The sequence below is a fragment of the Phyllobacterium zundukense genome (assembly GCF_025452195.1).
GTDB lineage: Bacteria > Pseudomonadota > Alphaproteobacteria > Rhizobiales > Rhizobiaceae > Phyllobacterium > Phyllobacterium zundukense_A.
The window spans coordinates 1,985,855-2,008,323 of record NZ_CP104973.1 but is presented as its reverse complement, the minus strand read 5'-3'; the positions used below and the strand labels follow the sequence as shown (position 1 = coordinate 2,008,323).

Genomic DNA, 22,469 nt, shown 5'->3' with positions numbered 1-22,469 from the left:
CAATTGCGCTTTTTGAAATCCTGATCGTGCGCCGGAGTGACTACCCCGCAATCGCCTCGTCCAGCAGCTTCAGTGCTGCTTTCTTGGTCAGTTTCACCGGATTGCCGCCAGCGGTCGGGTCAACGATGGCCATGTCAGCAATCAATTCTTTCTGCTTCTTGGTCATGTCGAGGTCGGTGATCAGCCCGGGCAGCGTATGCGGCACCTTCAATTCCTTGCGCAGCTTGAGCACGGCCTTGGCGAAACCGTCGAAACCGCCCTTGATGCCGATATAGCTGGCAAGTCTCGCGATACGCTCCTCCACCGCATCACGGTTGAAAGCCAGCACATAAGGCATGAACACCGCATTGGTCATGCCGTGATGCGTGTCATAGATCGCGCCGATCGGATGCGACAAGGAATGGATCGCGCCAAGACCCTTCTGAAACGCGGTGGCGCCCATGGCGGCTGCACTCATCATATGCGCCCGCGCCGTCAGATCCTTGCCATTGGCATAGGCTTTCGGCAGGTTCTCGAACACAAGTCGGACACCCTCCACAGCAATGCCGTCGGCCATCGGATGATAACCAGGCGCGCAATAGGCTTCCAGGCAATGCGCCAGAGCATCCATTCCCGTACCTGCCGTTATGAAACCTGGCATGCCGACTGAAAGCTCCGGATCGGCGATGACAATCGCCGGCAAGAGTTTCGGATGAAAGATCACCTTCTTCGTGTGGGTTTCCTCATTGGTGATGACTCCGGCGCGGCCAACCTCAGAACCCGTTCCGGCCGTTGTCGGCACGGCGATGATTGGCGCGATCGCGTCGCTATTGGCTCGGGTCCACCAGTCACCGACATCCTCGAAATCCCATACCGGGCGCTTCTGACCCGCCTGGAACGCGATCAGCTTGCCAAGATCGAGTGCCGAACCACCGCCGAAAGCGATGACGCCATCGTGCTTGCCCTTTTTGAAGACCGCAATACCAGCCGTTAAATTCGACTCGACGGGATTGGGCTTTACTTCAGAGAACACGCCGTACGGCACTTTGGCATCGTCGAGGATTTTCAACGTACTCGCCACCACCGGCAGCTTGGCGAGGCCGGGATCGGTGACGAAAAGCGGGGTCTTGATCCCCGTCGCTTCCAGAACCTCCGGCAATTCCTTGATGCGTCCCGCGCCAAAACGCACAGTGGTCGGATAGTTCCATTTGGAGAAAAGCTGGGTCATGTCAGGGTCTCTTTTGAAAGTCGAAAAAGTTGAAACTTCTATTGTGCGTGGTTCGACAAGCTCACCATGAGGGAGGTAGAGTGTTGCAACGACAATCGCCAACGTTGCAGATCTTGACTCCTTGCAATCCACCACTTCCCTCATGGTGAGCTTGTCGAACCACGCACAGCAGTCATGCTGATCGTTAAATCTCTTCACGCAAATGATAGGATTTGGGCCTCGTCAAATTGCCATAGCCGATAGCCGACATCGCCGCGCCCTTGCCCGTCTCCTTGACGCCGGTCCAGACCAGCGCCGGGTCGATGTAATCGCAACGGTTCATGAATACCGTGCCGGTTTCGATCCTGTCGCCGATATCCGCGGCATGGTCCGTGTCGGTCGTCCACAACGAGGCTGTCAGCCCGTACTGGCTGTCATTCATCAACGCCACGGCCTCTTCGTCATTGCGCACCTTCATGATGCCGACGATCGGACCAAAGCTCTCCTCCCGCATCACGCTCATCTGATGGTCGACACCGGTCAACACTTCCGGCGCAAGGTAGGGCGAACCGGCCTTGTCATTGGCAACGCTCATGTCGACATGCGCCTTTGCACCCTTGCGCAAGGCTTCGGCCTTCTGCTCGCGCACGAGATCGGCAAAGCGCGTCTGCGCCATAGGGCCCATGGTCGTTGCTGCATCAAGCGGGTTGCCGACGACATATTGCTTGGTAAGATCGATGAACCCATCGACAAACCGGTCATAAACATGCTCGTGCACATAAATGCGCTCGATGCCACAGCAGCATTGGCCGGAATTGAAGAAGGCGCCGTCGACGAGATTGGCAACGGCATGGTCGAGATTGACGTCCGGCAGTACATAGGCCGGGTCCTTCCCGCCAAGCTCTAGCCCCAACGTCATGAAAGTTCCTGCAGCCGCCTTCTCGATAGCGCGCCCGCCACCGACCGAACCGGTGAAATTCACGTGATCGATCTTCCCCGAAGCCAGCAATTTTTCGGTTTGCGCGTGGCTCAGAACGATGTTCTGGAACACGCCTTTCGGCAAGCCGGCCTTCTCGAACGCCTGTGCGAAACGCTCGCCGACAAGCAGCGTCTGCGCTGCGTGTTTCAGGATAACGCTGTTGCCTGCCATCAGTGCCGGAATGATCGTGTTGACCGCAGTGAGATAGGGGTAGTTCCACGGCGCGATGACCATGACGACGCCGAGCGAAACGTGCTTGATGTAACGGCGAAAGCCCGGCCTGTCGTTTTCGACGACTGGAGCCAGCGCCGTTTCGGCAATCTTGACCATGTAGCGCGTGCGCTCTTCCACACCGCCCTTTTCACCGCCATAACGTACCGGCCGGCCCATCTGCCAGGCAATCTCCGGCACAATCTCGTCATTCATGGCGAGCAATGCGTCGAGCGCCACCAGGCATAACCGGCCTCGTTCTGCGATACTGGTCTGGGCCCAGTCCGCCTGCGCCTGTTTTGCGGATTCAACAGCCGCGTCGATGGCCTTGTCGGTAGCGACAGGACGTTCCGCATAGACGGAGCCGTCGATCGGGGTAATCAATTTGACCGTCTCGGTCATGGCAAAACCTCTGCGTTCTTGATCTCTGGTTCTTCAATACCGTTCGAAGCCGCGATGCAACTCCCAGTCGGTCACCCGGCGGTCATATTCGAACTGTTCCCATTTGGCGGTGTGGACATAGTGCTCAACGACATCCTCACCCAACGCCGCCTTCAGCATTTTCGAGCGGGAAAGTGTTTCCGTAGCGTCACGCAGCGTCTTCGGGATTTCCCTCAGGCGAGCGCCGCCGTAGGCGTCGCCCTGGAATGGCTTGCCGAGTTCCAGCTTCTCGTCGATTCCGGCAAGACCTGAAGCGATCAGCCCGGCAAAGGCTAGATATGGGTTGAGATCGGCGCCGCCGATGCGGCACTCGATACGGATACCTTTCGTGCCCTCGCCGCAGAGACGGAAACCGGCGGTGCGATTGTCGAGACTCCACACATTCTTCGTAGGCGCAAAGGTGCCTGCCTGAAAGCGCTTGTAGGAGTTGATATACGGCGCAAGGAAATAGGTGAAGTCGTCGGCGTATTTCAGCTGCCCGGCTACCCACTGCCGCATCAGTGGCGACATCGTGTGTTCCGCCTTCTTGTCATAGAACAGCGGCGTCTTGCCATCGGCGCTCCACAGGGAGTTGTGGACATGGCTGGAGCTTCCGGCCAATGAGTAATCGTACTTGGCCATGAAGGTGATCGCCTTGCCCATCTGGGTGGCGATTTCCTTGCAGCCGTTCTTCATGATTACATGGCGGTCGGCCATTTCCAGTGCTTCCGCATAGCGCACATTGATCTCTTCCTGACCAGGTCCCCATTCGCCCTTGGAATTCTCGACGGGAATACCGGCATCGAACAGCCCGTTGCGGATAGCCCGCATTACCGCGTCTTCCTTGGTGGTCATCTGGATCACATAATCCTGGATATAGGGCGACGCCGTATTCATGCCCTTCCAGTGCTTGCCACGAGCAGTCTCGTAGGTCTCGTCAAAGAGATAGAATTCGAGTTCCGAGGCAAAATAAGCGAGGTAGCCACGCTCTTTGAGCCGGGCAAGCTGACGCTTCAGGATACTGCGCGGCGAATGCGCCAGGTCCTCATGGTGATGGTGATCGAGAATATCGCATAATACCAGTGCGCACTTTTCCAGCCATGGAATATGGCGGATCGTCGAAAGGTCCGGCTTGATGATGAAATCGCCATAGCCCTGTTTCCAGCTGGCAGCCTTGTAGCCCGGCACAGGCTCCATATCGATATCGTTGGCGAGCAGGTAATTGCAGCCATGGGTCTCGTCGTGGGCGGATTCAACGAAATAGGTAGCGTGGAACCGCTTGCCGATCAGCCGGCCCTGCATGTCCACAAAGCAGGCCAGAACTGTATCAATCTCGCCATTGGTTACGTGGCGCTTTAATTCGTCGAAACTCCAGTGTCCGGGCATACTCTTTCCTTTGAAATATCACTGCGGGTCAAAATAAAAGGGGCGACCGGCGCCAAGCCGGTCGCCCCTTTTCTTGAAATCAGGTTCGTTCGCCGACTGCCTTTTCCGCTGCCGCGATTTCCGCGGCGCGCCTGGCAACTTCGTCGCCGATGGGTGGTCCGCGGAAGCGGCGCTTCTCGAACCCGTACCAGACGATTGCAGTGACGATCAGGAAGCCAACAGTGATGTAGAGCGCCCATTCATTTGGCGGCTGAATGCCAATGATGAAGATCAAGGCCATCGCGAGCGCTGAAAGCACCGCAAAGAGCTTGAACGTGCCCTCGCCCAGATTCCAAGGCCCCATCTTGTCCCATTTCGGCGTGCCCCAGGCAAAGAAACCCAGCGCAATCGGAATGGCGAACGAGAAGAAGAGGAAGATGACCGTGCAGGAAACGACGATCGTATAGACCGGTGTTTCGCCTATCGACACAAGCGACGAGCCCCAGACAAACAGGACCGAGAGGATCGAGCCTGTCCAGATCGCAGCGACCGGAGTGCGGTGCTGCGGGCTGACTTTCGACAAGGCACTGGAGCCGGGAAGTCCCTTGTCTCGGGCAAAGGCGAAGATCATGCGCGAGACGGAAGTGACCGTCGCAAGTCCGCACAGGAACTGGCAGATGAAGATCAGGAAGTAGAGAATATCCTTGATCAGCGGGTTGACCTGTTCGCCCATCGCCCAGAAGAAGACGTTCCAGCCTTGGGCGGCAGCCGCGTTCATGTCAGGGATCATGAGCACGAACGAGCAGAGCATGATGTAACCGAAGACTGCAGACCACAGCACCGACGACACCATGCCACGCGGTACGGAATGAGCCGCCTTCACGGTTTCTTCCGACGTATGCGCAGATGCATCATAGCCAGTGATCGTGTAGATCGGCAGCAACAGGCCAAGCAGGAAAACCCATACACCGGACGTGCTCGGCCAGACATTGCCACCGGCTTCACCGGAATAGTTGGAGAAGGTGAAGAGGCGGCCAATGTCATAGCTGTCCGCAACGGCAAGGCACACGACCGAAAGTGCGATTGCAGTGACGAAGATGAGATAGCCCGAAAAGTCGGTAAGCTTGGCGGTCAAGCCAATGCCCATATGATTGATGAGCGCCTGCAATCCCGTCAGGATGGCAAGGAATATGATCCGCACCGTCGTAGAATCCTCTATTCCTAGATAACCACCGAAGGCGCCTATGAAGAAGTAGTAGGTACCGACATTGATGGCGCCCAGAACGGTGATGAGACCAAGCAGGTTGAACCAGGCGGTCAGCCAGCCAGTACCGCGATTGCCGAGGATGGAACCCCAGTGATAAAGCCCGCCTGCAGTCGGGTAGGCGGAGCTGATCTGTGCCATGGCGATGGCGAAAACCGCGGAGACAAGGCAGCCAAGCGGCCAGCCGATGCCGATCGCCGCGCCGCCGGCGCCGGAAGTAGCCTGTGCCAGCGAATTGATACCGCCGGACAGGATGCAGATGATCGAGAATGATATTGCGAAGTTCGAAAAACGGCTCATTCGCCGTTCCAGTTCCTGGGCATAGCCCATGCCGTGCAGGACCTTTACGTCCTCCAGCTTGTCAGTGTCCGTATAATCATGGTGTGTCATCACGTTCCCCTATTATTCTTTAAAAGAGTTCCAACGTCAGATACCGCCCTGTTGGGAGCTGCATGCCCCTACTTCCCGTTTACCGTTTCCTTCTTTGATATTCCCGCCATTCCCGAAGGCAGGTTTTGTACGATGTCGCGCAGAAGGCCTGAGAGCAGCCCGCCCCACGCCTTCTCTTCTTGAGCTGTCGTGATCAGATCGTTTCAGAATCTCGATCATCACAGCGGGTAATCCAAAAGCAGAAGCGTGTCTCTCCAGCGTATAATAGACACGGTCTGCCGGTGAATAAGGTTCATTGATGCCGACATTGAACTCACTCAACGCCTGCAGCCCGGCAATCAATGGCGCGGCAACCCTGTCATCGGCATCATGAATGATGCCGATGTGCCAGGCACGGGTCACCCCACGATAGACGGGCGTATAGGAATGCACCGCCACATAGATCGGATCAGGCAGGCCTGTGGTTGCCCGCTCATCTGCCAGTTTCTCGATGGCCGCGTGATATGGCTTATGCGAAAGTGCTACCCGCTGCGATTTGGCTGATTCATCCAGATCCACATTGCCGGGAATCGTTGTCGCCTCACTCAACGACGGCACCAGGTCCGGCGCATCGAGCGGGCGGTTGCAATCGATGATGAGGCGCGACACGCAGGATTCGACCAGTGCCGCGTCGAGCTCCCGGCTCATTACCTGACTGACGCCCAACGCGCCTGGGTCCCAGGCAATATGTTTCTGCAAGTCGTCCGGATCGAGGCCAAGCGTGCCGAAGCCATCAGGAATGTAGTTGGAGGCATGGTCGCAAAGGATGACAAACTGCGAGCGCCCGTCGGGGTTCGATACCCGGACTGGATTCCAGTCATTTGCCACTGTCCGCGGCGTCCTCTGAGAAAGACGTTGGCTCATCTGCCCTCTTCGGCAACTGTATCTTACGTTACATTTTTTGTTTTTATTTCCGCTCTCGTATGATTTGATACATAACAGGCAAGATTGTCAAATCCGAAAATCAGAACTCTGGAAATTTGACTGTGTCGAGATACGTGATCATGGCGAGCCGAACATGGTGATTTTCGAGAAATGGAGCGCAGTGGACTTGAAGTCCATGAACACCAGATCGCAGAAAAGCGCCATTTGCAGGCCGCCATGGCGCGAATAACGGGGGAAACATCGATGACCACCAGCATTTCCGAGCTGATAGCTGAGAAAATCGACGCAATGCCCGCATCGGAACGCAAGGCCGCGCAGACGTTGATCGCCAATTATCCGTTGATTGGCTTGCGTACTGTGGCCGAGTTTTCGACTCAGGCCGGCGTCAGTTCACCGACGATTCTACGCTTTGTTGCCCGGCTTGGCTTCCAGAGCTACCCGGATTTTCAGGGAGCGCTTCAGGAGGAACTGGCAGCGCAGGTGCAATCGCCATGGAACCGCGCGAGCGCGATCCAGCCTTCAAAGGGCAGCGCCGCGTTCCCGCTCATGGAAGCAGCAATCGAGAATATTCGCGAGACCTTCCAGCATCTTTCGGCACAACAATTGGATGATGTGACCGACGCCATCAGCCGCAACCGTGCTCGCGTCTATCTTCTGGGAGGTCGTTTTACCGATCCGATTGCCAGATACATGGCGGCCCATCTCAAGATCACGCGACCTGGGGTCACCCATCTCACTGGCCAGGAAAGCCACTGGCGCGACCATCTGATCGACATGGGCAAGAAGGATGTCCTCGTCATCTTCGATATCCGCCGCTACCAGCACAGCCTGGTCCGCTTTGCTGAAAAAGCACAGGCGCGCGGTGTCGAGATTGTCCTGATCACCGATCAATGGCTTTCGCCCATAGCCCGCTTCGCCCGCCACGTCATTGCAGGCCGGACCGCCGTGCCCTCGCCCTGGGATTCGTCTGCAACGCTCTTCCTTGTGGCCGAGACCTTGATCGCAGAAGTGACCCGCAAATTGGAAAAGAGCAGCGCGACACGCATCCGCGACATGGAAAAGCTGCGTGATAATTAGATTGTGAATGCAACCAGAGCAAGTTTTGTTTATTCAAAGCCAGTTCTGTTTCTCGGATGGCGAGACAATCCATGCGGAAGGTGACGAGGCCGATGTTTATCCATCGGACGAAGCCGCCTGACAAAGTGGGTGTCCGCCAGCCGGAAACCCGAAGGGCCGGGTGAATTTGGTCCAAATCCATCGGGCTTCGGCATCGTCCGATGGAAAGACATCGGTCTCGCCAAACTCCTTGACCTTGAACCAAATTCCCTCCAGCAGAATGGCTCTGAATAGACAAAATTTGGTCTACCCATTGCCGCCGGTGCTCGTTGATATACAAATGCTCATCCCGGGTCGAAGACGTCCCTTCGAGCCCAAGCGTCGAAATAAGCAAGGACAAAAATCATGCAGCAAGCTGACATCGGGTTGATCGGCCTTGGCGTCATGGGTGCCAATCTGGCGCTCAATATCGCTGAAAACGGTTATCGTGTCGCGGTTTTCAACAGGACAGTGGCAAAGATTCACGAGTTCTACGAAGAGGCTGGTAGCCTGAAAAACCAGATCATCCCTTGCGAAACACTGGAAGATCTCGCGAAGAATATCCGCGCACCGCGACCGATCATCTTGATGGTCAAAGCCGGAGAAGCCGTCGACGAGCAGATTGCCGCGCTGAAGCCGTTCCTCGCCAAGGAGGACATCATCATCGATGCCGGCAATGCCAACTTCCATGATACCGTACGGCGTCTTGCCGAACTCGGACCAAACGATCCGACATTCGTTGGCATGGGCGTTTCTGGCGGCGAAGAAGGCGCGCGGCATGGCCCGTCGATCATGGTCGGCGGCACACCTGAATCCTACGCCCGCATAGAGCCCGTGCTGACGGCAATTTCAGCGAAGTATGAGGGCGAATCCTGCTCCGCGCTGCTCGGGCCAGATGGTGCCGGACATTTTGTAAAGACGATCCACAACGGCATTGAATATGCCGATATGCAGATGATTGCAGAAGTCTACGGCGTGCTGCGTGACGGGCTCGGCCTGACACCTGAGGCAATCGGCAGGATTTTCGAAACATGGAATGCCGGCCCGCTGAATTCCTACCTCATCGAGATCACTGCCAAGGTATTGCTCGCGACAGACAAGAAGACCGGAAAACCCGCAGTCGACGTCATCCTCGATAGCGCCGGCCAAAAGGGGACAGGACGCTGGGCCGCTATCGAAGCGCAGATGCTCGGCATCCCGGCAACGGGTATCGAAGCAGCAGTCGCTGCCCGCTCGATCTCATCGCTGGTCACGGAGCGAAGCGAGGCCTCCAAAGCCTATGGTGATCTCGCCACCGCCAGGCTCTTGGATGGCGGCCAGGCGTTCATCAACGCACTGGAAGAGGGTTTGCTCGCTGGAAAGATCGCAGCCTACGCCCAAGGCTTCGATGTCATGGCCGGCGCGTCAAAGGAACATGGCTGGAATATTCCGCTCGCCACCACCGCACGCATCTGGCGCGCCGGCTGCATCATCCGCTCGCAATTCCTCGACCAGATCGCCGCTGCCTTTGAAGGCAGTGAGGGTAAAAATCTGCTGCTCGCGCCGGCTTTCGTCGAACGGATGAAAACCGGGTCGCAATCGTTGCGCAAGGTGGTCGCTGAAGCCGCTCTCGCAGGTCTGCCAACCCCGGCGCTCGCGGCTGCGCTAGGCTATTTTGATAGCTTCCGGCAGGCGCGCGGTACAGCTAACCTCATCCAGGCTCAGCGCGATTTCTTCGGTGCGCATGGCTTCAAACGGATCGGCGAGGAAGGCGATTTTCATGGCCCCTGGACGGAAGCAAATTGATCTTCAATCGGATTGTCTATGGGACAGCGACAGTGCATCAAGCGGGAGCCGGGTTTAGGGTGCAGACTCATTGATCTGGTCGAAATGGTAGGAGGCGATTTGTTCGGATACGAGGAGCAGAGGCGATGGCAATGTCTATCCATTGTCGAGCCTTTGCGACAAAGTAGCCGGGCAAATGGACCCTATCCTCCGGACGCCGAAACGGCTGCAAGCTGCAGTGTCGAACCGTTTGGGCGGGGGGAAGACCCCGCCCTTCACGCTTCTCCTCGCGTCTTCTTGCCGTTTCAGGCGCCATTCCGATCATATCAATGAGTCTGCACCCTAACCATCCTGGCTCCCCCCACATCTGTGGGGCATGCAAACCCAACCAAACAACCAAGCGGACGAAGACGCCGCACTGAAAGGTTAGACATGTCGACCAACACTTACCAACATCGTCTGCATTCTGCCGAACGGCCGGGAAGTCCGTTGCTTTTCGTGTTTCACGGCACAGGCGGTGACGAAAATCAGTTCTTCGATTTTGGCAGACAATTGCTGCCGGAAGCTGGAATTGTTTCACCCCGCGGCGATGTCTCCGAGCATGGCGCGGCACGCTTCTTTCGCCGGACGCGCGAAGGCGTTTACGATATGGACGATCTTGCCGCGCGTACCAGCGCCATGGCGAAGTTCATTCGCGCGCACAAAGACAAGGCGAAGCCATCGAAAACAGTGGCACTTGGTTATTCCAACGGAGCAAACATGATCGCCTCCGTCATGCTGTCCCATCCCGAACTTTTCGATGAAACCATCCTGATGCATCCGCTGGTTCCGTGGACGCCTGAGCCGCAAATCGGCCTTGCTGGCAAGCGCGCCCTGATCACAGCCGGACGGCTGGACACGATCTGTCCGCCGGTTTTAACGCAAACCTTCGCAGATTATCTGATCGAGCAAGGGGTCGAGACCGATCTCGTCTGGCATTCCGGCGGTCACGAAATCCAGCAAAGCGAGGTCGCCGCCATCGAACGTTTCGTTCGCGTTACGGTGTTAAAATGAAGACCGGCCCGAAAGAGCCGGCTTTTGTTCTATCGCGAGAAGCGCAGCGAAACCGGCAATACCCTCATCGCATGCGATGAGCGGCCCCCCCTTGGGGTCAGCAACCCATGGCACCCTTCAAGATGGCCCGGCTTCAGTTCCAGCGCCAGAAAGCGCCGGCGTTCGACCGGACCAGGCATGGCTAGGTCTGCAGTCTTCGTGCCGCTGAAGCCGAAGCGCTCGTAATATTCCGGATCACCCACAAGAAGCACTGCTCCATGGCCGAGTCGCGCAGCCTCTGCCGTCGCATGCCGCATCAATGCCACGCCGATGCCCTTGCCCTTCAGTGAGGGTTCGACGGCGAGCGGTCCAAGCAGCAATGCCCGCACGGGCTTGCCTGCCGCGTCATGTCCAGCCTGGATGTCCCACAGCCGCACCGTGCCGAGCAGCGCTCCATTGAGCCCGCGCGCGACGAATGCCAGTCCCTCGGAGGGCAGCCGACCGCGGCGCAGCTTTTCTGACGACTTGCGGCGGCGTCCCTCACCCATGGCGCGATCGAGCAAAGCTTCGCGGGCACGTTCGTCCAGCGCTGTCTCATTGCGTATGATAAAGGCCTGCGATCCGTCCGGATGCAGATTTTTTTCGATGAATTCTACTGCGCGCATTGTCTTGACCAATCAATCATAAGGGTGCGTCATCCCCGTCCGGCTCGAAGGCCGGACAGCAGTTCGTCACGGGCAAAGCCCTTAAATTACGTATGATCGGAGCGGTTCAAACCCGTTGAAGGCGACGGCAGAATACGTAGTGGTATAAGCGCCAGTTCCCTCGATCAGTACCTCGTCGCCAATCGTCAGCGAGATCGGCAGCGGATAGGGGTTCTTTTCGTACATGACGTCGGCGCTGTCGCAGGTCGGGCCCGCAAGAACGCAAGGCTCGGCGAGGTCGCCATCGCGCGGCGTGGTGATCTGATAACGGATCGCCTCGTCCATCGTCTCGGCGAGACCGCCGAACTTGCCGATGTCGAGATATACCCAGCGAACATTGTCGTTGGCGGCCTTCTTCGAGACGAGCACGACTTCAGCCTTGATCACGCCGGCATTGCCGACCATGCCGCGGCCCGGCTCGATGATGGTCTCGGGAAGACGATTGCCGAAATGCTTGCTCAATGCCTGGAAGATCGCCTGGCCATAGGCTTGGGCGGTTGGCACGTCCTTGAGGTAACGGGTCGGGAAACCACCGCCCATGTTGACCATCTTCAATGTGATGCCTTCCATGGAGAGCTTGTCGAAGACGTACTTCGCATCGCCGAGCGCGCGGTCCCAGGCAGAAAGGTCCGTCTGCTGCGACCCAACGTGGAACGATACGCCATAGCTGTCGAGGCCAAGCTTCTGCGCAGCAAGGAGAACATCCACAGCCATCGCAGGCACGCAGCCGAACTTGCGCGACAGCGGCCATTCGGCGCCGGCACCATCGGTCAAAACGCGGCAGAACACACGGGAGCCAGGAGCAGCGCGAGCAACTTTTTCGACTTCTTCGATGCAATCGACGGCGAACAGGCGTATGCCGAGCTCGAAAGCGCGCGCGATGTCGCGCTCCTTCTTGATCGTATTGCCGAAAGAGATACGGTCAGCCGTCGCGCCGGCGTCAAGCGCCATTTCGGCTTCGGCGACGGAGGCCGTGTCGAAATTGGAGCCGAGCGAAGCGAGCAGGCGCAGGATTTCCGGCGCAGGATTGGCCTTCACCGCATAGAATATCTTCGATTCCGGCAAAGCCATCTCGAAGTTATGATAATTCTCACGCACCACTTCCAGATCGAGCACCATGCAAGGGCCGTTCGGACGTCGGGTGTTGATGAAATCAATAATGCGCTGCGTAGCCATATTAAACTCCAATTCCATAGCGGCTGGTATGGCCGCTCAAGCAATCGCGATTTCACGGGACGCACCCTGAAAAATCGCAAGGACAAAGTGCATGAATCCGTCCCTCGTGAAGCCAGCCTTTGGAGATGCTGGAACACGCGAATGGTCATGCGGCGATGGATCGACGCTAAAGTCAGCGTCAGTCCGCTTTGTCTGCCTTGGCTTGGATGAACCCATCCGCACTACCGGCAATGAAGGTGTGCCTCTTCAGTAATTCCGGCTTATGGACAGCCGAAAGACACCAGAAAGGCCCGCACCGTCGTTGCTTCAGATGTCCTCAGCTTGGCGGTAGGCCGACAAACTGACTGGAGGGGTTAGTTCCAGGTACCATACCGTTTCCTCACCATAATGAAGATCGGCGGACACCCATGGGCACGTGCGACTTTGGGCAAGGGGCATATAAGAGGAAAGATGTGTCCAATCAATGAAAATAATGCGGCAGGGCAAAATTTTTTATTCATTGAACAACGGGGGATAAATGCCCTAGAATCATTGAACGATGAGCACAATTCCCCCGCTAAATGCCCTGCTTGATTTACCTCCGGTTAACCTTTCATCGGGCGATGGCCCGCTGAAAGGCGAAACACTCGGCGTCAAAGACATATTTGACGTTGCCGGCATGCGTACCGGTTGTGGAAATCCGCAGAAATATGACGAATCAGTAGCAGCCACTAAAACTGCGCCTGCAGTTCAAGACCTCTTAGATGCGGGTGCCCGTTTCATCGGCAAGACCCAGACCGACGAGCTCGCCTTCTCGATAATGGGCCAGAACACGCATTTCCCTCATCCAGTCAATCCGCGAGCGCCGGACCGCGTGACCGGTGGCTCGTCTTCGGGTTCCGTCTCGGCGGTAGCGGGCGGTCTTGCCACCATTGCAGTGGGTTCCGACACGGGCGGATCGATCCGTGCTCCCGCTAGCTTCTGCGGTCTGGTAGGTCTTCGAACGACCCACGGACGCATCTCGCTGGAAGGAACCATACTGCTCGCGCATTCGCTGGATACGTTCGGCTGGTTCGCCAAGGACATTGCGCTCTATGAAAAGGTCGGCGACGTTCTGCTTGGTCCGGACGCTTCCGATTTCAAACTCAATCGTCCGATCTTCTTTCCGCTGCTCGAACACCTCCTGCTTGGCGAAGCGGAAGATACAGCCTACCGCAACATGTATGCGATCGTCAGCGGCCATCTCGGCCATGCCCGCTCGGCACGTCAGCCGACAGCATCCATGGACGATCTCTATTTGTGTTTGCGCCAGGTCCAGGCGTTTGAAGCGTGGAGCGAACATGGTGCATGGATTTCGGCGAAGGAGCGCAATCTCGGTCCTGCCGTCAAGGAGCGTTTCGATTATGGCTCGACCATCGATCTTGAAACCTACCAAAGGCAAATGGCGCGCCGCGAGCTGTTCCGCAGTGAGTTGGCCGACCTCTTGAAGGACGACGGCATCATGGTCCTGCCGACAGTCCCGGGTGCGGCGCCGCTTGTCAGCACGTCTTTCGAAGATAGCCAGGCCTATCGCGAGCGCTGCGTGCGGCTGTTCTGTCTTTCCGGCCTTTCCGGTTTTCCACAGATCACCCTGCCGCTGGGCGAAGTACACGGCGCGCCCTTCGGCATTTCGTTGATTGGGCCGAAAGGCAGCGACCGTGCGCTCCTCAAGCTTGGCAGAACGATTCTTCAATCGGCTGAAAGGGTCTGATGGACACGCTCACCCGCATGCGCGCTTTTATCGATGTCGTGGAAGCGGAAGGTTTTTCCGCCGCAGCACGGAAGATCGGGCGGTCCAAGGCTCTCCTGTCCAAATATGTTCGCGAGCTGGAAGATGAACTCGGTGCATTGCTCCTCAACCGCACGACGAGGCAGTTTTCGCTGACCGAGGCGGGCCACACCTACTACCAGCGCGCCAGCGAAATCCTGCGTGATGTCGAGAGCCTGCAGGAAACGGTGCGCGAATCGAGCAGCGATATCAGGGGCCGCATCAAGATCTCCGCCTCGCGATCCTTTGCCGATGCGGACATCGGCCAATGCCTCATCGATTTCTGTGCCGAGCAGCCCGATATCATTCTCGATGTGCGGCTGGACGACCGCTTTGTCGATCTCGTCGAGGAAGGGTTCGATCTCGCCATACGCATCACCCGCATGCAGGACTCATCCCTCATTGCCAAGCGCCTCGCCCCCTTTCGGGTCATCGCCTGCGGCACGCGTGAATTGATCGAGCGTGTTGGAAAACCTGAACGGCCCGAGCAGCTGTCCTCCCTGCCATGTATCGTGGATACCAACAATCGCTCCCGCAATACCTGGCAGTTCCAAAGAGAGAATGGGCCGTCGATTTCCGTCCAGCTATCCGGTCCCATGGAAATCAACAGCCCGCTCGCGACCCGGCGCGCAGCGCTTGCCGGGTTGGGCTTTGCCCTGCTGCCCGATTTCATCGCCCGACCGGATATCGAAAGCGGCAAGCTGGTTTCCATCCTCGAGGACTTCGTCATGCATGACGCTGGGATTTATGCGGTCTATCCGCATCGCCGGTACCTGCCGGCGAAAGTGCGGGTTCTTGTCGATTATCTGACCAAGTGGTTCAAGAACAACCGCCGCGTCTAAGCAATCATGCTGTAATAATATATCGTCCCAATTTCGCCAATTTCGCATAGTCCTCTGCGCTAACCATTAAGGGCAAATTCATGCACCAACGATTCGGGGTTTTCATCGGCGCACTGGCGGCGGGATTGACCTTCGCCACGCCAGCCTACGTGCACCCGCATGTCTTTGCCGAAGCGCGTCTGGATATCACCATCAAGCCGGACGGCACCGTCGAGAAGCTCGGTCATGTCTGGCGCTTCGACGATTTGTTCTCCAGCACTGTCCTCGTCGAATTCGACAAGAATGGCGATCTGAAACTCGATGACAAGGAACTCGCCGATCTTGCCACCACCATCAACCAGTCGGTCTCCGAGTTCGATTATTTTCAGACCGTGCAGCTCGATGGCAAGACCATTGTCATGGCAGCGCCCGGTCATCTGATCGCCGATTTCCAGAACAACCAATTGCTGATCATCTTCGAAAGCAAGCCGAAACAGCCGCTCAAACTCGGCAAGAAGACCAGTTTCGGCGTCTATGATCCGACATTCTACACCGCCATCGACTATGTGAATGACAGCGATATCCACGTTGCCGGTATACCCGAGGGCTGCACCCAGAAGGTTGTGCGCCCCGATCCGGATCAGGCGATCGCCCAAAACCAGGCAACGCTGACCGACAGTTTTTTCAACGATCCCACCGGTACCAACATGTCGAAGATATTCGCGACGCGGCTTGAAATCGAATGCCCGGCGAAGAGTTAGAGCGGAGATAGCATGCGGAAAAGAACCCTGTTCGGCGCACTTGCCCTCGCATTGTATTTCAGTGGCCATGCGCTGGCGCAGAAGACTTCGCTTGGCATCGGCATGAACGAGGTTGCCATGCAACCGACGGGACCTTTCGCGGAAATCATCCTCTGGATCAACATGCAGCAGCGCAGTTTCTATCTTGCCATGACGCATGCACTCAAAGGCATGCGCGAAGACCCATGGCAGGTGTCGATCCTCATTGGCCTGTCATTCCTTTATGGTATCTTGCATGCTGTAGGCCCCGGCCATGGCAAGGCGGTGATTTCGTCCTATATGCTGGCCAATGAAACGACGCTGAAACGCGGCATCGTCCTCTCTTTCGCGTCATCCATGTTGCAGGCTTTCACCGCTATCTTTGTCATCGGCCTCACCTTCCTCGTGCTGCGCGGTACCACCGTCTCGATAGACGATGCCACGCATTATATGGAAATGGCGAGTTTCATTCTGATCATCGCCTTTGGCCTGTCGCTGTTATGGCGCAAGGTGCCGGTGCTGTTCCGCCCGCGTGTCGCGCACCTGATGCCTGAAAAGATGGTAGCGGGTCACCATCATCATCATGACCACGACGATCACGATCACGATTACGGTCATTCGCACGACGCCCACAGCCATGATCACCATGACCACGGCCATCATCACAATCACGCGGCGGGTGAAGTCTGCGAAACCTGCGGCCATTCCCATGCGCCGGATCCTGCGATGATCGCCGGTGATTTCAACTGGAAAACCGCATGGTCGGCGATTATCGCCGTTGGCCTTCGCCCCTGCTCCGGCGCACTGATCGTCCTGACCTTCTCGCTGTTGAACGGCCTCGTCCTCGGCGGTGTTCTTTCGGTCTTTGCGATGGCGCTCGGCACGTTCATTACCGTCGCCATACTGGCAACGCTGGCTGTGACCGCAAAGAATGTCGCGCTGCGCGTGTCCGGCGCTTCCGCGCTGTCAGGCCGCGTTCAAAATATCATCGAGATTGGCGGCGCACTGTTCATCGTGCTCTTTGGTATCTTGCTGCTGACCGCCTCGCTGCAATATTAGGTCAGTCATTCTCATGTTGTTTTCTGGCGCGCAGCCAGAAGATGAAAAAGAAGCCTGCAACAAAGACCACGGCAAAAATCCCTGCCGCCAGCGTTGATCGTTCGCCCAGCGCCAGCATCAGCGTCGGCATCCAGTAGGCGACGAAGCCAAAGCCGAGCATGATACAGGCGGCGGCAATGGCCGCATTTCGGGTTTTCGGATCGATCACGCTGTTGCTTTCGTTCAATGCATCTCAGCGCGTTTGTAACCGCGTGGCAGTTTTATGCAAGTGCAGGGGTATTTTTGAAGGCAACACCATTGTGCGTGGTTCGACAAGCTCACCATGAGGGAGGTTGGTGACTATATTGACAATCGCCAAAGTTGCAGAAAGTAACTCCCTGCAATCCCCTACCTCCCTCATGGTGAGCTTGTCGAACCACGCACAGCAGTCGCGCCAGCCAATTAGGCGCTGACGACCCGAAACTCCTCCAGCCGCTTGATCTGCTTGCCATCGGCATCGAAATTATCCGGCGAAAGCCATGCTTCGTAAGCGGTCTTCAGCGCCGGCCATTCGCCGTCGATCACCGAATACCACGCCGTGTCGCGGTTCTTGCCCTTCTGCACCATGTGCTGGCGGAATATGCCCTCGAACTTGAAGCCGAACCGCTCTGCCGCCCGCTTCGACGGCTCGTTGGCGTTGTTGCATTTCCATTCGTAGCGCCGGTATCCGAGCTCAAAGACATATTCCATGAACAGGTACTGCGCTTCCGTGGCTGCAGGTTTACGCGAAATCAACGGTCCCCAATAGATATTGCCGATCTCGATCACACCGAATGCCGGGTCGATACGCATCAGCGTCTGGCGCCCGGCCACCTTGCCGCTCGCCTTGTCGATCACGGCGAAGAAAAGCGGGTCCTTGCTCGCTTCGACCTTTTCCAGCCATGCCGCAAATGCTTCGCGATCTTCCGCCGGATTTTCAAACAGGAACCTGAACCGGTCGCCTGCGTCTGCAACCGACGATGCCTCGTAGAGCCCCTCGCCATGTTTCGCTGCATCGAGTGGCTCCAGCCGCACGTAACGGCCCTCGAGCGGTTCGTGGGCCGGGAGGGGGCGTGGCGTCCAGTCTTTCAGATCGGTCATAATGAAATTTGCTCGCTGACATTGAGAGTATTTGACTTGTTATGCCACTCCGCACACAAAGCAGAAGTTGAAAATTGTGTGTGAGACAAGAAAATGCTGCGTACTATTTCCGGGTTCGACCGTATCGGCGAAGAGAATGCCTTTGCTGTCCTCGCCCGCGCTACTGCTCTCGCTGCAGAGGGCAAGGATATCATCAATCTCGGCATCGGCCAGCCGGATTTCAAAACACCCGGCCACATCGTCGAGGCCGCCATCAAGGCGCTGAAGGACGGCCATCATGGTTATACGCCGGCGAACGGTCTGCTCGCGACCCGCGAGGCAGTAGCGCGCCGCACATTCACGACGACAGGCGTCGAGGTCTCGCCGGAAAACATCATGATCGTTCCCGGCGGCAAGGTCACGATGTTTGCTGCGATCCTGATCTTCGGCGAACCGGGCGCTGAAATCCTCTATCCGGATCCGGGCTTTCCGATCTATCGTTCGATGATCGAATTTACCGGCGCCAAACCGGTTCCCGTGCCGATCCGTGAGGAAAACGGCTTCGCATTTTCGGCCGAGGAAACACTAGCGCTGATCACGCCGAAGACCCGGCTTCTCATCCTCAACTCGCCCGCCAATCCGACCGGCGGTGTCACACCGAAATCCGAGATTGAAAAGCTGGTGAAAGGTCTCGAGGCCCATCCGCATGTGGCGATCATGTCCGACGAGATTTACGACGTCATGACCTATGACGGTGAGGAACATTGCTCACTCCTCACCTTTCCGGAAATTCGCGACCGGCTGATCATCCTCAATGGCTGGTCGAAGACCTGGGCGATGACCGGCTGGCGCATGGGCTGGTCGATCTGGCCAAATCAGCTCTATGACAAGGTGCGCAAGCTCGCAGTCAACTGCTGGTCCTGCGTCAACGCGCCGAGCCAGTTCGCCGGCATCGCGGCCATCGACGGCCCGCAGGATGATGTGGTTAAAATGTGCAAGGCTTTCGACAACCGCCGCAAGATCGTCGTCGACGGGCTCAACAGCCTGCCCGGTATCAGCTGCGCCACGCCGAAGGGCGCGTTCTATGCCTTTCCCAACGTCAAGGAGACCGGCTGGCCCGCAAAGCAACTGGCTTCAGCACTTCTCGACGAAGCAGGGGTTGCGCTGATCGGTGGACCGGATTTCGGCATTCTTGGCGAAGGCTATATCCGGTTGTCCTACGCCAACTCGGAGGAAAACATCCTCCGCGCCATCGAGCGCATGGAGAAGTTTCTGACGAAGTAGCTGGACACCACTTTGGCTTGCATAAAAATGGTGCGTGGTTCGACGGGGCTCACCATGAGGGATGTTGCAGCATTGCAACGCTAATCACAGACGTTGCAGTTCTTAACTACCTGCAACCAACTACCTCCCTCATGGTGAGCCCCGTCGAACCACGCACCTAACTGTCTGCAATCCCTGCCAGGCGGGCGATGTGACAGTCCATGAGCACCGGGAAGCACAGAAAATCGCATCAGATGCCCATCAGGGTGAAGTTATCGAAAGGTCTCAGGCGGGCGACGTAACCTTCACGTCTGCCACAGTCGCTTCGATATGATCGATGAGATTGTCCGGCAGTTTCAGGCGCCCGGCAAGCAGGTCGAGATAGCCGCGCTCGGCCCGTGTCTTCGGATCGATAGCCAGGCGCGAAGCGGTATAGAGTTCGACCTTCTGAGCGTCGGTAACGGCAGCCGCGACCAGTCCGTCCACATCGACAGGCGAGGACAGCTCGTTCTTGAGGAACTCTTGCGTATCGCTGTTGATGCCGGAGAGTGACAGTTTCTCGATGATGCGCGCCTTTTCGGCCTCGTCGACCATGCCGTCGGCACGGGCAGCTGCGATCATGGCGCGTACCAGAACCAGCGCAAACTCATGTTCACCCTGTGGCGCGGTTTCGGGACGGAAGCTGGAATCGTCCGGCGGCGGAGCAAGCTCGCCAGTGGAAGCTTGCGTTGCTTCCGCGGGAGCCTTGCCCGACTGGTAGTTCTGATAAGCCTTGTAGGCGAGTCCGGCGACAGCGGCGAGACCGCCAAGTTTCAGGGCACTCCCAGCCACCTCGCGGCCAGTGCCGGTGCCGAGAAGAATTGCAGCGAGCGCACCAGTGGCGAGCGGATTGTCCTTGGCAAGTTGCGTCGCCTTGCCGGCCGTATCGCGAACCGATGTTCCAACTCCGGGAACATTACTTCCCAGGAAATCATCGAGAATCTTCTTCGGATCAAGCATGCGTCTCTCCTCATGGCTGCATGAATTGGCTCCGCTTAGTTAGGACCCGGTTCATGGCATTGCAATGACAGAGAGGCGATTGTAGCAAGTTTGGGTAATCGCGCCTTGAGAATTCAGCCTGACGAGGCAGCTGGTGTGGGTTTCGAGAACCGGAGCGCAGCGTACATAAAGTACGTGAGCACCGGAAGCGCAGAAAGCCCCATCAGATGTCCGTCAGGGTGGATTCTTCAGGACCCGATGTGCTGCTTCTCGCCCCGCTCCCTGGCGAGCCTCACCTGCTTCTGCCGCTCGGCGAAACGGGCACGATCTTCGTCCGTGCGCTCGTGATAGCAATTCGGACAGGAGACGCCCTCTTCGAACAGCGGCGAGAGCTTGTCCTCCGGCACAATCGGATTGCGGCAGGCGTGGCAAAGTTCCGCCTCACCCTCGATGAGACCGTGGCCGACAGATACCCGCTCGTCGAAGACGAAGCATTCGCCTTCCCAGCGGCTGTCCTCGGCGGGGACGTCCTCGAGATATTTGAGAATGCCGCCCTTTAGATGAAACACGTCGTCGAAGCCGAGGCCTTTGACATAGGCCGTCGCCTTCTCGCAGCGAATACCGCCAGTGCAGAACATGGCGATCTTCTTGCCTTCCAGTTCCTCGCGGTGGCTCTCCACCCACTGCGGAAACTCGCGAAACGTCTTGGTCTGCGGATCGACGGCACCTTGAAACGTCCCGATCGCCGTCTCGTAATCGTTACGCGTGTCGATGACGATCGTGTCCGGATCGGAGATCAGCGCATTCCAGTCTGTAGCGGGCACATAGGTGCCTACGCTCTGTAGCGGGTCGATATCATCGACGCCCATCGTGACGATTTCCTTTTTCAGCCGCACTTTCATGCGTTTGAAAGGCATCTCGCTCGCGTATGAAAACTTCAGCTCCATCCCGGCAATGGCCGGCTCGGCCTCTAGGAACTCAACAAGCATCTTGATCGCCGCAGGTGTTCCGGCGACAGTGCCGTTGATACCCTCGGCGGCCAAAAGCAGTGTACCCTTGATCCCCTGCCCGCAGCAAAGCTTCGCCAGCGGCTCCTGCAGCGACTGGTAGTGATCCAGCCGGGCAAAGCGATAGAGTGCTGCCACCGTGAAGGGCATGTTTGAGGTATGGTCTGTCATGATCGCATCCAACTACTGCGCTAGAGCGTCAAATTCAAGGGTTTTGCGAGGAGGCAGTAAGTGGCACATTTATTGTGCGTGGTTCGACAGGCTCACCATGAGGGAGGTTGTTGGCTGCAAAGATAACCACCAACGAGGCAAATTTTGACGCCCTGCAATCAACTCCACTCCCTCATGGTGATCCTCCTGAGCTTGTCGAAGGGCGAACCACGCACTGCGGAATGCCCGATCCAGGAAATCCAGGTGGACAAACCGGGTGCACACTACTAAATCGATTGAAGTTCCAGCCAGTGGAGAATTGAGATGACCCAGAAGACCGATCTGCTCTTACCCGTCCTCAAGGGCCAGCCGGTAATTCCGGTCATTCTTATCCAGAATCTCGCCGATGCCGTTCCATTGGCACGGGCGCTTGCCAAGGGCGGCCTGCCGGCAATCGAGATCACGCTGCGCACCGCCGCGGCTCTCGACGCCATTCGTGCCGTCGCCAATGAAGTGCCGGAGGCCATCGTTGGCGCCGGAACCATTCTCAATGCCCGTCAGTATGACGAGGCTGTCAACGCAGGTTCCCGTTTCATCGTCAGCCCCGGGGCGACGCTGCAACTTATTGAGGCTGCGCGCGACAGCAAGGTACCGCTGCTTCCCGGCGCCATCACGCCGGGCGAGATCATGGCCTTGCGCGAAGAAGGCTACACGATGCTGAAGTTTTTCCCCGCCGAACAGGCTGGCGGTGCGGCGTTCCTGAAATCCCTGTCGTCGCCACTGGCCGGCACGCTGTTCTGCCCGACTGGCGGCGTCAGCATCGCCAACGCCAAAACCTATCTCAATCTGCCGAACGTCGTTTGCGTGGGTGGATCATGGGTTGCCCCGGAAGAACTGGTAAAGGCCGGAAAGTGGGACGAAATCACCAAGCTCGCTGCCGAGGCAGTGAAGCTCGCTGGCTAAGAACCCATTCTCCATGCACTCGCCTTGCTAGACAGGATATTACCGGCTATATTACT

19 protein-coding genes and 1 pseudogene are annotated in these 22,469 nt (G+C 57.4%); 9 read left to right on the top strand and 11 right to left on the bottom strand.

Features of this window, described 5'->3' with window-relative positions; translation table 11 throughout:
• Positions 1-40: 40 nt before the first annotated feature.
• The 5 genes and pseudogenes from N8E88_RS22240 to N8E88_RS22220 form a co-directional block, all read right to left on the bottom strand.
• Positions 41-1,207 carry an iron-containing alcohol dehydrogenase gene (locus N8E88_RS22240; RefSeq protein WP_262292490.1) on the bottom strand — a complete coding sequence of 389 codons (1,167 nt, stop codon included), beginning with the start codon at positions 1,205-1,207 and terminating at the stop codon, positions 41-43.
• A 184-nt stretch (positions 1,208-1,391) separates the two neighbouring features.
• On the bottom strand, positions 1,392-2,777 hold the full coding sequence (locus N8E88_RS22235) for an aldehyde dehydrogenase family protein (protein ID WP_262292489.1): 1,386 nt from the start codon (positions 2,775-2,777) through the stop codon (positions 1,392-1,394).
• 33 nt (positions 2,778-2,810) lie between these two features.
• Positions 2,811-4,181 carry a glutamine synthetase family protein gene (locus N8E88_RS22230; protein ID WP_262292488.1) on the bottom strand — a complete coding sequence of 457 codons (1,371 nt, stop codon included), beginning with the start codon at positions 4,179-4,181 and terminating at the stop codon, positions 2,811-2,813.
• Between the two features lie 79 nt (positions 4,182-4,260).
• Positions 4,261-5,814, bottom strand: coding sequence for an amino acid permease (locus tag N8E88_RS22225; RefSeq protein WP_262292487.1), 1,554 nt, complete (start codon positions 5,812-5,814; stop codon positions 4,261-4,263).
• Positions 5,815-5,882: 68 nt separating this feature from the next.
• A pseudogene (locus N8E88_RS22220) lies at positions 5,883-6,717 on the bottom strand (N-formylglutamate amidohydrolase).
• A gap of 264 nt (positions 6,718-6,981) precedes the next feature.
• On the opposite strand from N8E88_RS22220, the gene N8E88_RS22215 reads away from it, so the two are divergent.
• From N8E88_RS22215 to N8E88_RS22205, 3 genes are all read left to right on the top strand, one after another.
• On the top strand, positions 6,982-7,815 hold the full coding sequence (locus N8E88_RS22215) for a MurR/RpiR family transcriptional regulator (RefSeq protein WP_262292485.1): 834 nt from the start codon (positions 6,982-6,984) through the stop codon (positions 7,813-7,815).
• Between the two features lie 384 nt (positions 7,816-8,199).
• Positions 8,200-9,618, top strand: a complete 1,419-nt coding sequence (gndA, locus tag N8E88_RS22210; protein ID WP_262292484.1) for an NADP-dependent phosphogluconate dehydrogenase — start codon at positions 8,200-8,202, stop codon at positions 9,616-9,618.
• Between the two features lie 411 nt (positions 9,619-10,029).
• The gene (locus tag N8E88_RS22205) at positions 10,030-10,650 is read left to right on the top strand and encodes an alpha/beta hydrolase (RefSeq protein WP_262292483.1); all 621 of its coding nucleotides are present in this window, start codon (positions 10,030-10,032) and stop codon (positions 10,648-10,650) included.
• A gap of 29 nt (positions 10,651-10,679) precedes the next feature.
• Here the strand turns inward: N8E88_RS22205 and N8E88_RS22200 are convergent, their stop codons facing one another.
• Complete coding sequence (locus N8E88_RS22200) at positions 10,680-11,294, bottom strand: GNAT family N-acetyltransferase (protein WP_262292482.1); 615 nt, start codon at positions 11,292-11,294, stop codon at positions 10,680-10,682.
• Between the two features lie 81 nt (positions 11,295-11,375).
• Positions 11,376-12,509 carry an ornithine/lysine decarboxylase gene (odc2, locus tag N8E88_RS22195; protein ID WP_262292481.1) on the bottom strand — a complete coding sequence of 378 codons (1,134 nt, stop codon included), beginning with the start codon at positions 12,507-12,509 and terminating at the stop codon, positions 11,376-11,378.
• Positions 12,510-13,047: 538 nt separating this feature from the next.
• On the opposite strand from odc2, the gene N8E88_RS22190 reads away from it, so the two are divergent.
• From N8E88_RS22190 to N8E88_RS22175, 4 genes are all read left to right on the top strand, one after another.
• Positions 13,048-14,238: an amidase gene (locus N8E88_RS22190; protein WP_262292480.1), complete on the top strand. Its 1,191-nt coding sequence runs from the start codon at positions 13,048-13,050 to the stop codon at positions 14,236-14,238.
• Positions 14,238-15,137, top strand: coding sequence for a LysR family transcriptional regulator (locus N8E88_RS22185; protein ID WP_262292479.1), 900 nt, complete (start codon positions 14,238-14,240; stop codon positions 15,135-15,137). Before N8E88_RS22190 ends, N8E88_RS22185 begins: the two co-directional genes overlap by 1 nt.
• An 80-nt stretch (positions 15,138-15,217) precedes the next feature.
• Positions 15,218-15,877, top strand: a complete 660-nt coding sequence (locus N8E88_RS22180) for a DUF1007 family protein (RefSeq protein WP_262292478.1) — start codon at positions 15,218-15,220, stop codon at positions 15,875-15,877.
• A 12-nt stretch (positions 15,878-15,889) separates the two neighbouring features.
• Positions 15,890-16,954, top strand: coding sequence for a nickel/cobalt transporter (locus N8E88_RS22175; RefSeq protein WP_262292477.1), 1,065 nt, complete (start codon positions 15,890-15,892; stop codon positions 16,952-16,954).
• 1 nt (position 16,955) lies between these two features.
• Here N8E88_RS22175 and N8E88_RS22170 read toward each other — a convergent pair whose 3' ends face one another.
• On the bottom strand, positions 16,956-17,162 hold the full coding sequence (locus N8E88_RS22170; protein ID WP_262292476.1) for a hypothetical protein: 207 nt from the start codon (positions 17,160-17,162) through the stop codon (positions 16,956-16,958).
• Positions 17,163-17,395: 233 nt separating this feature from the next.
• Positions 17,396-18,073 (bottom strand): GNAT family N-acetyltransferase, encoded by a 678-nt coding sequence (locus tag N8E88_RS22165; protein ID WP_262292475.1) that lies wholly within the window; start codon positions 18,071-18,073, stop codon positions 17,396-17,398.
• 93 nt (positions 18,074-18,166) lie between these two features.
• On the opposite strand from N8E88_RS22165, the gene N8E88_RS22160 reads away from it, so the two are divergent.
• Positions 18,167-19,336 (top strand): pyridoxal phosphate-dependent aminotransferase, encoded by a 1,170-nt coding sequence (locus tag N8E88_RS22160; protein ID WP_262292474.1) that lies wholly within the window; start codon positions 18,167-18,169, stop codon positions 19,334-19,336.
• Positions 19,337-19,600: 264 nt separating this feature from the next.
• On the opposite strand, the gene N8E88_RS22155 is transcribed toward N8E88_RS22160, so the two are convergent.
• Positions 19,601-20,314, bottom strand: a complete 714-nt coding sequence (locus N8E88_RS22155; RefSeq protein WP_262292473.1) for a tellurite resistance TerB family protein — start codon at positions 20,312-20,314, stop codon at positions 19,601-19,603.
• A 227-nt stretch (positions 20,315-20,541) separates the two neighbouring features.
• The gene (locus tag N8E88_RS22150) at positions 20,542-21,471 is read right to left on the bottom strand and encodes an oxygen-dependent tRNA uridine(34) hydroxylase TrhO (protein ID WP_262292472.1); all 930 of its coding nucleotides are present in this window, start codon (positions 21,469-21,471) and stop codon (positions 20,542-20,544) included.
• Between the two features lie 303 nt (positions 21,472-21,774).
• Between N8E88_RS22150 and N8E88_RS22145 the strand changes: the two genes are divergently transcribed.
• A complete protein-coding gene (locus N8E88_RS22145) occupies positions 21,775-22,413 on the top strand; it encodes a 2-dehydro-3-deoxy-phosphogluconate aldolase (protein WP_262292471.1) in 639 nt (212 codons plus the stop codon).
• The last annotated feature ends 56 nt before the right edge of the window (positions 22,414-22,469 follow it).

What these genes read in the sequence shown, in the direction of transcription:
- N8E88_RS22205 (WP_262292483.1), top strand. Translation starts at nt 10,030, where the DNA reads ATGTCGACCAACACTTACCAACATCGTCTGCATTCTGCCGAACGGCCG.
- N8E88_RS22150 (WP_262292472.1), bottom strand. Translation starts at nt 21,471, where the DNA reads ATGACAGACCATACCTCAAACATGCCCTTCACGGTGGCAGCACTCTAT.
- N8E88_RS22160 (WP_262292474.1), top strand. Translation starts at nt 18,167, where the DNA reads ATGCTGCGTACTATTTCCGGGTTCGACCGTATCGGCGAAGAGAATGCC.
- N8E88_RS22155 (WP_262292473.1), bottom strand. Translation starts at nt 20,314, where the DNA reads ATGCTTGATCCGAAGAAGATTCTCGATGATTTCCTGGGAAGTAATGTT.
- N8E88_RS22145 (WP_262292471.1), top strand. Translation starts at nt 21,775, where the DNA reads ATGACCCAGAAGACCGATCTGCTCTTACCCGTCCTCAAGGGCCAGCCG.
- N8E88_RS22225 (WP_262292487.1), bottom strand. Translation starts at nt 5,814, where the DNA reads ATGACACACCATGATTATACGGACACTGACAAGCTGGAGGACGTAAAG.
- N8E88_RS22230 (WP_262292488.1), bottom strand. Translation starts at nt 4,181, where the DNA reads ATGCCCGGACACTGGAGTTTCGACGAATTAAAGCGCCACGTAACCAAT.
- N8E88_RS22235 (WP_262292489.1), bottom strand. Translation starts at nt 2,777, where the DNA reads ATGACCGAGACGGTCAAATTGATTACCCCGATCGACGGCTCCGTCTAT.
- gndA (WP_262292484.1), top strand. Translation starts at nt 8,200, where the DNA reads ATGCAGCAAGCTGACATCGGGTTGATCGGCCTTGGCGTCATGGGTGCC.
- N8E88_RS22175 (WP_262292477.1), top strand. Translation starts at nt 15,890, where the DNA reads ATGCGGAAAAGAACCCTGTTCGGCGCACTTGCCCTCGCATTGTATTTC.
- N8E88_RS22200 (WP_262292482.1), bottom strand. Translation starts at nt 11,294, where the DNA reads ATGCGCGCAGTAGAATTCATCGAAAAAAATCTGCATCCGGACGGATCG.
- odc2 (WP_262292481.1), bottom strand. Translation starts at nt 12,509, where the DNA reads ATGGCTACGCAGCGCATTATTGATTTCATCAACACCCGACGTCCGAAC.
- N8E88_RS22240 (WP_262292490.1), bottom strand. Translation starts at nt 1,207, where the DNA reads ATGACCCAGCTTTTCTCCAAATGGAACTATCCGACCACTGTGCGTTTT.
- N8E88_RS22185 (WP_262292479.1), top strand. Translation starts at nt 14,238, where the DNA reads ATGGACACGCTCACCCGCATGCGCGCTTTTATCGATGTCGTGGAAGCG.
- N8E88_RS22190 (WP_262292480.1), top strand. Translation starts at nt 13,048, where the DNA reads ATGAGCACAATTCCCCCGCTAAATGCCCTGCTTGATTTACCTCCGGTT.
- N8E88_RS22215 (WP_262292485.1), top strand. Translation starts at nt 6,982, where the DNA reads ATGACCACCAGCATTTCCGAGCTGATAGCTGAGAAAATCGACGCAATG.
- N8E88_RS22165 (WP_262292475.1), bottom strand. Translation starts at nt 18,073, where the DNA reads ATGACCGATCTGAAAGACTGGACGCCACGCCCCCTCCCGGCCCACGAA.
- N8E88_RS22180 (WP_262292478.1), top strand. Translation starts at nt 15,218, where the DNA reads ATGCACCAACGATTCGGGGTTTTCATCGGCGCACTGGCGGCGGGATTG.